The organism is Winogradskyella litorisediminis, from assembly GCF_042675765.1.
GTDB classification, from domain to species: Bacteria; Bacteroidota; Bacteroidia; order Flavobacteriales; family Flavobacteriaceae; genus Winogradskyella; species Winogradskyella litorisediminis.
Window position 1 is genome coordinate 1,149,499 of sequence record NZ_JBHTJL010000009.1, and the last position, 12,539, is coordinate 1,162,037.

The 12,539-nt window shown below is 36.4% G+C and carries 14 protein-coding genes; 13 read left to right on the forward strand and 1 reads right to left on the reverse strand.

Translation table 11 applies throughout. From position 1 onward, the window contains the following. Positions 1-3: 3 nt before the first annotated feature. Positions 4-1,758 (reverse strand): aromatic amino acid hydroxylase, encoded by a 1,755-nt coding sequence (locus ACFQ1Q_RS07430; protein ID WP_386129506.1) that lies wholly within the window; start codon positions 1,756-1,758, stop codon positions 4-6. Between the two features lie 89 nt (positions 1,759-1,847). On the opposite strand from ACFQ1Q_RS07430, the gene ACFQ1Q_RS07435 reads away from it, so the two are divergent. The 13 genes from ACFQ1Q_RS07435 (at position 1,848) to pcaF (ending at position 12,537) form a co-directional block, all read left to right on the forward strand. Further along, positions 1,848-2,417: a TetR/AcrR family transcriptional regulator gene (locus tag ACFQ1Q_RS07435; RefSeq protein ID WP_386129508.1), complete on the forward strand. Its 570-nt coding sequence runs from the start codon at positions 1,848-1,850 to the stop codon at positions 2,415-2,417. A gap of 141 nt (positions 2,418-2,558) precedes the next feature. Then, on the forward strand, positions 2,559-3,629 hold the full coding sequence (locus ACFQ1Q_RS07440; RefSeq protein ID WP_386129510.1) for a 2Fe-2S iron-sulfur cluster-binding protein: 1,071 nt from the start codon (positions 2,559-2,561) through the stop codon (positions 3,627-3,629). Between the two features lie 65 nt (positions 3,630-3,694). Beyond that, complete coding sequence (gene paaA, locus ACFQ1Q_RS07445) at positions 3,695-4,651, forward strand: 1,2-phenylacetyl-CoA epoxidase subunit PaaA (RefSeq protein ID WP_386129512.1); 957 nt, start codon at positions 3,695-3,697, stop codon at positions 4,649-4,651. Positions 4,652-4,662: 11 nt separating this feature from the next. Then, positions 4,663-4,950, forward strand: coding sequence for a 1,2-phenylacetyl-CoA epoxidase subunit PaaB (gene paaB, locus ACFQ1Q_RS07450; RefSeq protein ID WP_386129515.1), 288 nt, complete (start codon positions 4,663-4,665; stop codon positions 4,948-4,950). Positions 4,951-5,072: 122 nt separating this feature from the next. After that, positions 5,073-5,828 carry a 1,2-phenylacetyl-CoA epoxidase subunit PaaC gene (gene paaC / locus ACFQ1Q_RS07455; RefSeq protein WP_386129517.1) on the forward strand — a complete coding sequence of 252 codons (756 nt, stop codon included), beginning with the start codon at positions 5,073-5,075 and terminating at the stop codon, positions 5,826-5,828. Positions 5,829-5,924: 96 nt separating this feature from the next. Continuing rightward, positions 5,925-6,425, forward strand: a complete 501-nt coding sequence (paaD, locus tag ACFQ1Q_RS07460) for a 1,2-phenylacetyl-CoA epoxidase subunit PaaD (RefSeq protein WP_386129519.1) — start codon at positions 5,925-5,927, stop codon at positions 6,423-6,425. An 88-nt stretch (positions 6,426-6,513) separates the two neighbouring features. Continuing rightward, positions 6,514-7,293 carry an enoyl-CoA hydratase-related protein gene (locus tag ACFQ1Q_RS07465; protein WP_386129521.1) on the forward strand — a complete coding sequence of 260 codons (780 nt, stop codon included), beginning with the start codon at positions 6,514-6,516 and terminating at the stop codon, positions 7,291-7,293. A gap of 43 nt (positions 7,294-7,336) precedes the next feature. Further along, positions 7,337-8,272 carry a threonine ammonia-lyase gene (locus ACFQ1Q_RS07470; protein WP_386129523.1) on the forward strand — a complete coding sequence of 312 codons (936 nt, stop codon included), beginning with the start codon at positions 7,337-7,339 and terminating at the stop codon, positions 8,270-8,272. 9 nt (positions 8,273-8,281) lie between these two features. After that, complete coding sequence (locus ACFQ1Q_RS07475; RefSeq protein ID WP_386129525.1) at positions 8,282-9,454, forward strand: 3-hydroxyacyl-CoA dehydrogenase NAD-binding domain-containing protein; 1,173 nt, start codon at positions 8,282-8,284, stop codon at positions 9,452-9,454. Further along, positions 9,455-9,859 (forward strand): PaaI family thioesterase, encoded by a 405-nt coding sequence (locus ACFQ1Q_RS07480; protein WP_386129527.1) that lies wholly within the window; start codon positions 9,455-9,457, stop codon positions 9,857-9,859. It begins immediately after the preceding gene. A gap of 21 nt (positions 9,860-9,880) precedes the next feature. After that, the gene (ypfJ, locus tag ACFQ1Q_RS07485) at positions 9,881-10,744 is read left to right on the forward strand and encodes a KPN_02809 family neutral zinc metallopeptidase (RefSeq protein ID WP_386129529.1); all 864 of its coding nucleotides are present in this window, start codon (positions 9,881-9,883) and stop codon (positions 10,742-10,744) included. Positions 10,745-10,758: 14 nt separating this feature from the next. Continuing rightward, on the forward strand, positions 10,759-11,325 hold the full coding sequence (locus ACFQ1Q_RS07490; RefSeq protein ID WP_386129531.1) for a hypothetical protein: 567 nt from the start codon (positions 10,759-10,761) through the stop codon (positions 11,323-11,325). Positions 11,326-11,331: 6 nt separating this feature from the next. Next, positions 11,332-12,537 carry a 3-oxoadipyl-CoA thiolase gene (gene pcaF / locus ACFQ1Q_RS07495; protein ID WP_386129533.1) on the forward strand — a complete coding sequence of 402 codons (1,206 nt, stop codon included), beginning with the start codon at positions 11,332-11,334 and terminating at the stop codon, positions 12,535-12,537. The last annotated feature ends 2 nt before the right edge of the window (positions 12,538-12,539 follow it).

Genomic DNA, 12,539 nt, shown 5'->3' on the forward strand with positions numbered 1-12,539 from the left:
TTTCTATTGTTTATTTATAATTTCAATACCATCTTTAATTAGATGTGCAATTTTAGGTTGAAGCGTTTTTTGCTTGTCTAAATATGAAAAAAGGTTTTCTTTTAAATCATTAAAGCCAAATTTATATGCCAATTCAAAAAGTTCAAGAGACAATAGCCAATCGGTTTTATGATTCGTTTTTAAAGTTTTAAAAATTGAATTTATTTCAACTTCAGAAACCGATTTATTTTCCCTAAAATCTCTAACCGTTTGATATAGTTTTTCAAGCTGGAGTTTTGTTTCATCTGTTTCGGGTTTTACTGTCGTATTTTCAGAAACATGATACAAATTCTCAAACGAGCGGTAATCTGCACTTCCCGCGTAAGCTGAAACTATTGACGAGCCAACCGCCAAATCAAATGTACCGTCTTCTGGTCTAAAAAGTACTTCGTCTTTATATTTTACTGTGCAATCTTCAAACTGAATTAAAATTAATTTCCCTTGAAGATTCCGTATTCCTGTGATGTTTAAACCTTCAACTGTAATACCGCTTTCATACTCAAAAGCAATGCGTTTATTGTCGTAAAAATTGTAGGCTTTTAAATCTCGTGGACCCATATTTTCTATGGCTAAATTAATTCCTTTTAATTTACCTATAGGAGAACTAAAACCATTTTTATGAGTTTCAATACCATGACCAATTAATTCTTTTTCACGATTGGCCAAGGCTGATGGGCCTTCAGTCTTAAAAAATACCACATTATTATCTTCATCACGAATCATTTTAGTAAATACACCAGAAATCTGCAACCCTGTATTCAACTCAATAGTGCCAATTTTTTTAGAATCAATCAATTTATTCAAGCCGCGCCAACCACCTTTTCTAAGCGCCATTGTGTTGCTGAATTCGTCCAAAACTTCCATTAAATAAGCAAAATCTGGAGTCACAAAAAGCTGAGGTTGTGGTTTTGTAATATCGAATTCAGTTTCGGCTGCTTTTATAGAATACGGCAGTTTTTTAACCTTTTCAGATAAGCACCATTTGCTTTCGCCAATTGATGATAACAAACCTGCGCCGTATAATTTTGGGTCTTCGGTAGTGCCAATTAAACCGTATTCGACTGTCCACCAATGTAGATTTCGGATTTGTGCCATTTCAGATAACGGCACTTTTTTATTCTGAAGTCGATTCACTTCATTTTCAGCCTCAATAATTTCAGCTTCCGAAGATGATTTTGCTTCCTTCAGAATTGATAATTTCCGCACCGCTTCATACATATCATTATCATGCGATGATAAAATCGCTTTTGCTCCAACTTCTCCAAAACGGCGCAAATATTCCGCATAATCAGGATTCGCAATAATCGGCGCATGACCAGCAGCTTCGTGAATAATATCTGGTGCTGGCGTGTATTCTATATTTTCGAGCTGGCGAATATCACTTGCTATCACCAAAACTTTGTATGCCTGGAACTCCATAAACGCATTTGGCGGAATAAAGCCATCAACTGCAACAGCTGCCCAACCGATTGCTTTCAGAATACGATTCATGCCATACATACTTGGAATGTCATCAATCGAGATTCCTGTCATTTCAATTCCTTTTAAATAACTATGATGCGCAACCTTACTTAGATAACTAATATTTTTTCTCATGACAAAGCGCCAAACTGCTTGATTAATTGGCGAATAGTCGTCATAATTTTGCGGTTTTATAAATTGCTTTAAATGTGGTGGTAATCTATCAATTAAAGGATTGGATTCTATATGAGTAGTCATGCTTATATTTGTATCATGTAAAATTATTAATTATAAATCGTGATTAATAACAATACCTTGCTAAATAACAATTTTTTCGTCATTCGTTAATGTCAAAGGAAACTCGTAAAGAAGAAATCATTCGCGTTGCCGCTAAACTTTTTAAAAAGAAAGGTTTTAGCGCAGTAACCATGCGAGATTTGGCGACAAAAATGGGAATGAAAGCGGCAAGTTTATACAATCACATAGATTCTAAACAAGCCATTCTTCAAGAAATTGTTATTGCCATTGCAGAAGACTTTACAAGCGGAATGCACATTATAATTGAAACGAAAAGCAATAGCATCGAAAAATTAGAACAAATCATTGCACTACACGTTAAAATTGCTATTGAAAATGCAGATGGCTTATCAGCTTTAAATTCCGATTGGATGCATCTCGAAAGTAAATTAGACTATTATTTAAAATTACGTCAAGATTACGAAAATAACTTCCGAAACATTATAGAAAACGGCATCAAGCAAAATGAAATAAAAGCCGTAAATCCAGAAGTTTTAATGTTTTCTATGTTGTCAACATTACGTTCGTTGTACCTCTGGATTCCAAAAAAAGAGGATATAAATAAAGCTAATCTTTTGGTAAATTTAAACGACATCCTTCTTCGTGGAGTCGAAAATTAAATTCAATTTAAACAACACTTTTTTAGAGACTGATTTCCATTTCCTTCGGAAAGGGTTAGGGATAGGAAATTAACAAATAGTTAATATTTTATTTGTTATCTTTGTTAGCCAAACTAACAAGTGTTAGTTAAGTTGTTGCAAATGGATTTTTACAAAATAAGAATTAAAGATATTTACAAAGAAACTACAGATACATCTGTGGTGACGTTTGATATACCTGAGCAATTGCAGAAGGAATTCGCATTTCATCAAGGTCAGCATTTAACTTTAAAAGCAGATATTAATGGCGAAGATGTTCGTCGTTCGTATTCCTTATGCTCAAGCCCTTTTGAAGGAAAATGGCAAGTTGCGGTGAAGCAAATTCCTGATGGAAAGTTTTCGACTTATGTCAATGAAAAGTTAGAAACTGGAGATACTTTAGAAATCTTGGCGCCAAGTGGCGTTTTTGGTGTGGATTGTAAACCTGAAACAGCAAAAAATTATTTGTTTTTTGCAGCAGGTAGTGGAATTACGCCAGTCCTTTCGATGTTAAAAGCCCATTTAAAAGCCGAGCCAAATTCGACTTGCAAGTTATTTTATGTCAACAAAACAGCAAAATCTATTATCTTTAAAGAAGAGTTGGAGCAATTGCGAAACAAATATTTCGGAAGACTAGAAATCTACTATTTCCTCACCAAGGAACGACGCGATATCGAGCTATTCAATGGTCGCTTTGATGAAGAAAAAATGAAAGTTTTGACAAAGACGTTTATCGATATTCCAGATACCAACGATGTGTTTTTATGTGGACCTGAAAAAATGATAAATTTTGTTAGCGAATACCTTATCAACGCAGGTTTACCCAAAGAAAATGTGCATTTTGAATTATTCGTAAAAGGATTGTCCGAGGAAGATATAAAACGTGCCGAACGTTTGGCGCAACAAAATTTTGAAGGAACAGAAGTGACTATTGTAGATGGTGGAAAAGAATTCCTGTTCACCATGACTAAGGAATTTGATAATATCCTTGATGCGGCATTAAATGCTGGAGCCGATTTACCTTTCGCCTGTAAAGGTGGCGTTTGTAGCACTTGTAAATGCGAAGTAAAACAAGGTGAAGTTGAAATGAAAATCAATTACGCTTTAGACGAAAAAGAAGTCAGCCAAAATCTGGTACTCAGCTGCCAAGCAGTGCCAACATCCGATAAAGTGGTTGTAGATTTTGATGTGTAAAATATTTTGAAAAAGAAAAATTAACTCGCTTGTGGCCAAAAGCCAACAGCTAAAAGCTAAAGAAAATGAGTGAAGAACAAATTAGAAGTTTAGAAAGACAGTTTGAAGAACGTATCGCAAGAGACGAAAAAATTGAACCTAAAGATTGGATGCCAGAAAAGTATCGTCAAACGCACATTAGGCAAATGTCTCAGCATGCACATTCCGAAATTGTAGGAATGCTCCCAGAAGGCAACTGGATTACAAGAGCACCATCTTTAAGACGAAAAGTAGCCTTGTTGGCAAAGGTTCAAGATGAAGCTGGTCACGGGCTTTACTTATATTCTGCTACAGAAACACTCGGGATTTCAAGAGAAGAAATGTATGAGCAATTACATACTGGCAAAGCCAAGTATTCTTCTATTTTTAATTATCCAACAATCACTTGGGCAGATATGGGTGCAATTGGCTGGTTGGTAGATGGCGCTGCAATAATTAACCAGGTACCATTGTGTAATACCTCTTATGGGCCATACGCAAGAGCGATGATTCGTGTTTGTAAAGAAGAAAGTTTTCACCAACGCCAAGGTTTCGAAATCATGATGAAATTAGCCAATGGAACACCAGAGCAAAAAGATATGGCACAAGACGCATTAAACCGTTGGTGGTGGCCAAGTTTAATGATGTTGGGTCCAACGGACGATGTTTCAGTTCATACAGAACAATCCATGAAATGGAAATTGAAACGTAAATCTAATGATGACCTGCGTCAGCAATTCATTGACCAAACGGTTCCTCAAGCGGATATTTTAGGTTTAACAATTCCAGACCCAGATTTAAAATGGAATGAAGAGCGTCAAAGTTATGATTTCGGTGAAATAAATTGGGATGAATTTTGGCAAGTCGTAAAAGGTCACGGACCTATGAATAAAGAGCGTATGAAAGCAAGAGTTGGTGCTTGGGAACGTGGGACTTGGGTGCGAGATGCAGCTATGGCACACGCTGAAAAGAAACAAAAACGACAAGAGAAACAAGCGGTTTAAAAGATATAATTATGTCAGCTAAAAATTGGCCCTTATGGGAAATCTTCGTAAGAAGTAAAAATGGATTAGAGCATAGACACTGTGGAAGTTTACATGCTGCAGATTCAGATATGGCTTTGGAAAATGCGAGAGATGTTTATACTAGACGAAATGAAGGTGTTAGCATTTGGGTAGTAGAATCTAAACACATCACAGCTTCAAATCCAGAACATAATGGCGAATTATTTGAGCCAGCTCAAGATAAAGTTTATCGTCATCCAACTTTTTACGACTTACCAGACGATGTAAAACATATGTGACAAAACTAAGTTTTGTCAAGCTGAATTGTAAAATTGAGCGCAGTCGAAGTGCTTTTTCAGCATCTCATCAAAAAAGTACAAATGTCATGCTGAGCTTGCCGAAGCATCTCAATAAAATAAACATGAAAAACGAAAATTTATACAATTACATTCTTGGAATCGCAGACAATAGCTTAATTCTCGGTCAACGCATGGGCGAACTTTGCGGTCATGGTCCAAGCCTGGAAACGGATATTGCCTGCACAAATATTTCGTTAGATTTATTCGGTCAAGTTCGTAGCTACTTTCAATACGCAGCAAAAATTGCTGGAGATGGAAGAACAGAAGATGATATCGCAATGTTGCGAAAAGAGCGAGAATATAAAAATGTTTTGCTAGTAGAGCAGCCAAATACAGATTTCGCTTACACTTTGGGCAGACAATTTTTATTTGATGTCTATCATTTAGCTTTCTTAACCGAACTGGAAAAAAGTAAAGACTTAACGCTTTCGGCAATCGCAAAAAAGTGTATTAAAGAAGTACGTTACCACGAGCGTTTTTCTTCAGATTGGATAATTCGTTTAGGTGACGGGACAGATGAGAGTAAAGAAAAAATGCAAAATGCTATAGATGATTTATGGACATACACCGATGAATTATTTCATCAAACCGAAGCGGACAAAGTAATTGTTGAAGAAGGAATAGGTGTGGATGTCACAAAACTAAAGGACAATTATTACAAAAACGTCTCTCAAGTTTTAGAAGAAGCTACTTTGCAAATTCCAGAATCTAAGTATTTTCAAAAAGGCGGAAAAGAAGGTATTCACACGGAACACATGGGTTATTTGTTAGCGGATTTACAATATATGCAACGCACATACCCGAATATGGAATGGTAAACAAATGAAATTGAATTTGAAGCCGAAACCGAAACCGAATACTACGATTATAATTTCGAGTTCAATTTCAACTTGAAGTTCAGTTTCAAAAAAAATATGACAACAACAGAACAAAATATAGATAAACGTCTGCTTCAAATCTTGGAAAAAATCTCAGACCCAGAAATTCCGGTATTATCAATTATGGATATGGGCGTGGTGCGTTCTGCGATTATCGACAATGGTGTTGTTAAAGTTGAAATCACACCAACGTACAGTGGCTGTCCAGCAATGGACGTCATTGGCGACGACATTAAAAAAGCATTGAAAGAAGCCGGTTATAAATCTGAAGTTGACTTGATTTTGTATCCAGCTTGGACAACGGACTGGATAACACCACGAGGACGTAAGGCATTAGAAGATTACGGAATCGCAGCGCCTTTAAGTGCTGAAGCCGATAAAGATGTTTTGCTTAATGGAAAGCGAATTGTAAAATGCACTAATTGCGGTTCAACAAATACAAAACTAGTAAGTCAGTTTGGTTCAACGGCTTGCAAAGCGCAGTTTCAGTGTGATGATTGTCAGGAACCTTTTGATTATTTTAAATGTCTGAAGTGACAACTTGTTGTCATGCTGAACTGACACGCTGAGCGCAGTCGAAGTATTGTTTCAGTATCTCATCAAGATAATTATAAGTTTAAAAAATATGAATTCAATTCTACTAAAAATAGAAAACAAAATAGCAACTATTTCTCTCAACCGGCCAAAAGTATTTAACAGCTTTAATCGCGAAATGGCATTAAGCCTTCAGCGAATTCTTGACGATTGTGAAACTAACGATGATATTAGAGCCATTGTTTTAATAGGAAATGGAAAAGCCTTCTGCGCAGGTCAAGATTTAAAAGAAGTTACTGACCCAGAATTAAATCCTGGTTTCAAAAAAATTCTTGATGAGCATTACAACCCAATCATCCTAAAAATTCGAAATATTAAAAAACCAATCATAGGTGCAATTAACGGCGTGGCTGCGGGAGCAGGAGCAAATATTGCCTTAGCTTGTGATGTTGTTGTGGCTCATGAAAAAGTAAGTTTTATTCAAGCTTTTAGTTTAATTGGTTTAATTCCCGATAGTGCAGGAACTTTCTTTTTACCACGCTTAATTGGTTTTCAAAAAGCTCTAGCTTTAGCCATGTTAGGTGATAAGATTTCAGCAAATGAAGCTGAAAAAATGGGAATGATTTACAAATCAGTTCCAGCTGAAGACTTTGAGGAAACCATAAATCAATTGGCTTTTAAATTGGCTAACATGCCAACTTTGGCACTCGGTAAAATCAAAGAAGCCTACAATAAATCCATGACCAATACATTAGAAGACCAATTAGCTTTAGAATCAAAACTTCAAATTGAAGCGGCTAGTAGTAATGATTATGCCGAAGGTGTAGCTGCATTTATAGAAAAGCGCAAACCAAATTTTAACGGTAATTGATAATTTATTGTCATGCTGAACTTGTTTCAGTATCTCATCAATTATGAACAAACAAATTCTTTTAGAAACTTACAACCGAATAAAACCCTTTATTCACAAAACACCTGTGTTAAGTTCAAGCTTAATAAACGAAATGGTTGATGCAGATATCGTTTTTAAATGTGAGAACTTTCAAAAAATGGGTGCATTTAAAATGCGTGGTGCAGCCAATGCAATTTTGTCTTTATCAGAAGAAGAAAGAAAAAGAGGCGTCGTTACACATTCCTCTGGTAACTTTGCACAAGCGGTATCATTAGCAGCTCAAAAACTTGGTGTAAAAGCGTATATCGTAATGCCGGAAAATGCACCACAAGTCAAAAAAGATGGTGTTAAAACCTATCAGGGTGAGATTATTGAGTGCAAATCTACACCTCAAGCGAGAGAAGCCACAGCAAATAATATTAAAGAAGAAAAAGAAGCCTCATTTTTACATCCATCAAACCAAGATGAGGTAATCTACGGAAACGCAACAGCGGCTATGGAGTTACTAGATGAGCATCCAGATTTAGACGTGATTCTCACACCTGTTGGTGGTGGCGGACTAATAGCTGGAACAGCTTTAGCAGCACAATATTTTTCTAAAGATTGTAAGGTTATTGGTGGTGAACCAATGGAGGCAGACGATGCTTATCGTTCGTTAATTTCAGGTAAAATAGAGACCAATGATAATTTTAATACGGTGGCGGACGGATTACGAACGCATTTAGGTGACCGAAATTTTCCAATTATTCAAAAACATGTTGAAAAAATAATTCGTGTCGAAGAAGATGAAATTATAAATGCCATGCGAATTATCTGGGAACGAATGAAAATAATCATTGAGCCTTCATGTGCTGTGCCATTTGCAGCAGTTTTAAAAAACAAACAAGAATTCAAAAACAAAAAAATAGGTATTATCTTGTCCGGAGGAAATGTTGACGTAGAGAAATTACCTTTTTAAAATAAAACTATGAACGTAGGAATTATAGGCTCAGGGACAATGGGAAGTGGCATTGCACAAGTTGCAGCAACCGCCAATTGTCGAGTAAAATTATACGATACCAACCAAGCAGCTTTAGATAAAGCGAAAGGTTCTTTGGAAAAAATTTTAAGTCGTCTGATTGAAAAAGGACGAATTGACGCAGACGAAAAAAACAGAATCCAATCCAATATAAGTTATGTATATAATTTAAAGGATTTATCAGATTCAGACTTAACGATTGAAGCTATTATCGAAAGTTTAGATATCAAAAAGAAAGTCTTTTCAGAGCTTGAAACTTATGTTTCTAAAGATTGCATCATAGCTTCAAACACCTCAAGTTTATCAATCGCATCGATTGCAGCTTCACTTCAAAAACCAGAACGCTGTATCGGAATTCATTTTTTCAATCCAGCACCATTGATGAAATTGGTTGAGGTGATTCCTGCAATTCAAACTTCAGAAGATGTGCTTCAAAAAGCAATTCAAATCATTTCCGATTGGAAAAAAGTGGTAGCTGTAGCAAAAGACACACCAGGCTTTATTGTGAATCGCGTAGCTAGGCCATTTTATGGTGAAGCACTTCGTATTTATGAAGAAAGTATCGCAGACTTTGCAACGATTGATAATGCGATGAAAACCATCGGAAATTTCAGAATGGGACCATTTGAACTAATGGATTTTATTGGAAATGATGTCAATTATACGGTTACTGAAACCGTTTTTACAGCCTTTTATTTTGATCCAAGATATAAGCCAGCCTTTACTCAAAAACGTTTTGCCGAAGCAGGTTATTTAGGTAGAAAATCTAGTAAAGGTTATTATAGTTATGATGAAAATGGAAGAAAAGTTGAAGACTCAACTGTCACTCTGAGCACAGTCGAAGAGTCTTTAAAAGAAAAAATTTTCAATCGTATCTTGGTAATGCTTATCAACGAAGCCGCAGACGCATTATTCCTAAATATTGCTTCTGCAAAAGACATCGATAACGCCATGACTAAAGGCGTTAATTACCCAAAAGGTTTATTGGCTTGGGCCGACGAAAAAGGTATCGATTGGTGTGTTTCAGAATTAGATAAACTCTACAATGAATATCACGAAGACAGATACCGATGCAGCCCGTTATTACGTAAAATGAATAGAGAACAAAAAACATTTTTTTAATTGAAAGGCGAAAAAATTCCACATAAAATGCTATCCCAAGATGCCTATAGTCAATGGCTAGGTATAGAAATTCTCGAATGCGAAATCGGTAGATGTAAAGTTGCGATGACAGTGAGAAAGGAAATGCTAAATAGCATGGGGAAAGCACATGGCGGAATCAGTTATTCACTGGCAGATACGGCTTTCGGATTTACGGCGAATACGCACGGAAATTACGCGGTATCCATAGAAACAAGCATTAATCATATTGAAGCTTTAAACGAAGGTGATTACTTGGTCGCGGAATCTGTTATTGAAAAAGTAAACAATAAATTAGGTTTCAATATTGTAGAAGTAAAAAGAGGCGAAGAATTAGTAGCTTTGTTTAAAGGCGTTGTATATAGAACGCAAAAGGAATGGAACTAATCAATCAAAACATTATAGATTATGAAATGGCAAGGTAGACGAAAAAGTGGAAATTTAGAAGATAGACGCGGCATGAGCGGTAAAGGAAAAGCAGTTATTGGCGGTGGAGGTGCCATTGCGATAATAGTTATTCTATTACAACTTTTTGGAGGCGAAACTGGACAGCAAATTGCACCAATAGTTGAGCAACTTGGCGGTTCGCAAACCACACAACAAGTGGAGCAACGCGAATTGACCCAACAAGAAAAAGTAATGGGTGACTTTATGGGAACTGTTTTGGCTGATACCGAAGATGTATGGAACAGATTATTTCGAGAAAATAATTTAGGCGACTACAAAGAACCTAAAATGATACTTTTTACAGATGCAGTTTCTACTGGATGCGGAAATGCAACAGCAGCAAGTGGACCTTTTTATTGTCCGGCAGGTCAAAAAATTTATATGGACTTACGTTTTTTTGATGAATTAAAAACCCGTTTTGGAGCCAAAGGTGGCGATTTTGCCATTGCCTATGTTACAGCGCACGAGGTTGGGCATCACATACAAACTATACTTGGTACATCAAGCAAAGTAAGACAATTACAAGGTCAGAGTAACCGAACTCGCGCCAATCAACTCTCGGTCGCACAAGAATTGCAAGCAGATTTTTATGCTGGTGTTTGGGCACATCATAACCGTAAATATCTACAAGAAGGCGACATAGAAGAAGCATTGAGCGCGGCAAATGCTGTAGGCGATGATGCTATTCAAAAGCGTACTCGTGGTAGTGTAAATTCAGATAGTTTTACGCACGGTTCTTCGGAGCAGCGCATGCAATGGTTTATGCGCGGTTATAAAACAGGAGATATGCGTCAGGGAGATACTTTTTCGGTGATTTTAGATTAAAAAAAATATTTAAAATGAAAATAACAAAATATATATTAGTAGCTATTTGTCTTTTTGGGAATCTAATCAATGCACAAGAAACTGGGGAGAAAATTTCTCGCCGAATAACTTTAGTTGAAAAATTTACTGCTGAAAATTATGAAACACCTCAAAAAGTGATGTTTTATACGGGCGGTAATTATAACATGGAAATTAACTATCAAAATCTTTTTAAAAAGCTTGATAAGGCTTTTAAGAAACAAAAAAAAGATTACATGTTCATGTATGATAGAGATGCAAAACTTCCAAGTGCAATAGCCTCATTTAGCGAATTAAATCCAAAGTTTAAAAATTCAGAATATGATGCACTCTGTATCATACTTGCTGGAAATCATACAATTTCTGAGCCTGACAGAAATAATGGCTACACTGTAACATATAATAATCGCATGCCTGAGTATAATTACGATTTTTACTTAATATTAGTAGAGGCGAATACAAACAAAATTTTGCTTAAACGTAAGTATAATGTCAGAGATACCGATAAGTTTAAAAAAGATAATAAAGAACTGGTTAAAGTAATTGCGTCGGAATTTAAATAGATTTTCATGGAAGCATACATAATAGACGGTATAAGAACACCAATAGGCAACTACAAAGGCACTTTATCAGCTGTTCGGACAGACGATTTAGGCGCTGTCGTTATTGAAGAAATCGTAAAACGAAATCCCAATATTCCAAAAGAAGCCTACGACGATGTCATTATGGGTTGCGCCAACCAAGCTGGTGAAGACAATCGTAACGTAGCTAGAATGTCGGCACTATTAGCAGGTTTACCATTTACAGTTCCTGGGGAAACGGTTAACAGACTTTGTAGTTCAGGATTATCTGCAATTATCCATGCAAATCGCGCTATTAAAGCTGGAGATGGAGATGTTTTTATATCAGGTGGAGTTGAAAACATGACTCGCGGACCATACGTCATTGCAAAACCATCGAGTGCTTTTGGAAACGATTCTAAAATGTACGATTCCAGTTTTGGTTGGAGGTTTATCAATCCAAAAATGGAAAAAATGTATGGTACCGACGGTATGGGAAATACTGCCGAAAATCTTGTCGAGAAATATAATATTTCAAGAGAAGACCAAGATAAGTTTGCCTTTTGGAGTCAAATGAAAGCAGCAAAAGCTCAAGAGAATGGACGTTTAGCAAAAGAAATTGTAACTGTTGAAATTCCACAACGTAAAAAAGACCCAATAAAATTTACGAAAGACGAATTTGTAAAGCCAAATACGTCACTTGAAGTTTTAGGAAAATTGCGTCCAGCCTTTAAAAAAGAAGGTGGAAGCGTAACCGCAGGAAATTCTTCAGGTTTAAACGACGGAGCAGCTGCGACGATAATCGCTTCAGAAAATGCCGTAAAAAAGTATAATTTAAAACCATTGGCACGAATTGTAAGTTCTGCAGTTGTTGGTGTAGAACCAAGGATTATGGGAATTGGTCCTGTTGAAGCTTCAAACAAAGCCTTGGAAAAAGCAGGTTTAACAATGGACGATATGGATATCATCGAGTTAAACGAAGCTTTTGCCGCACAAGCTTTAGCATGTACTAGAGTTTGGGGATTGGCAGATGATGACCCAAGGTTAAACCCAAATGGCGGTTCAATAGCTATAGGGCATCCACTCGGTGTCACAGGAGCGAGATTAACTTATACAGCAGCTTTAGAATTACAAGAGCAAGATAAAAAATATGCACTCGTAACTATGTGTATTGGCGTTGGTCAAGGTTATGCTGCGATAATTGAACGCGTTTAATT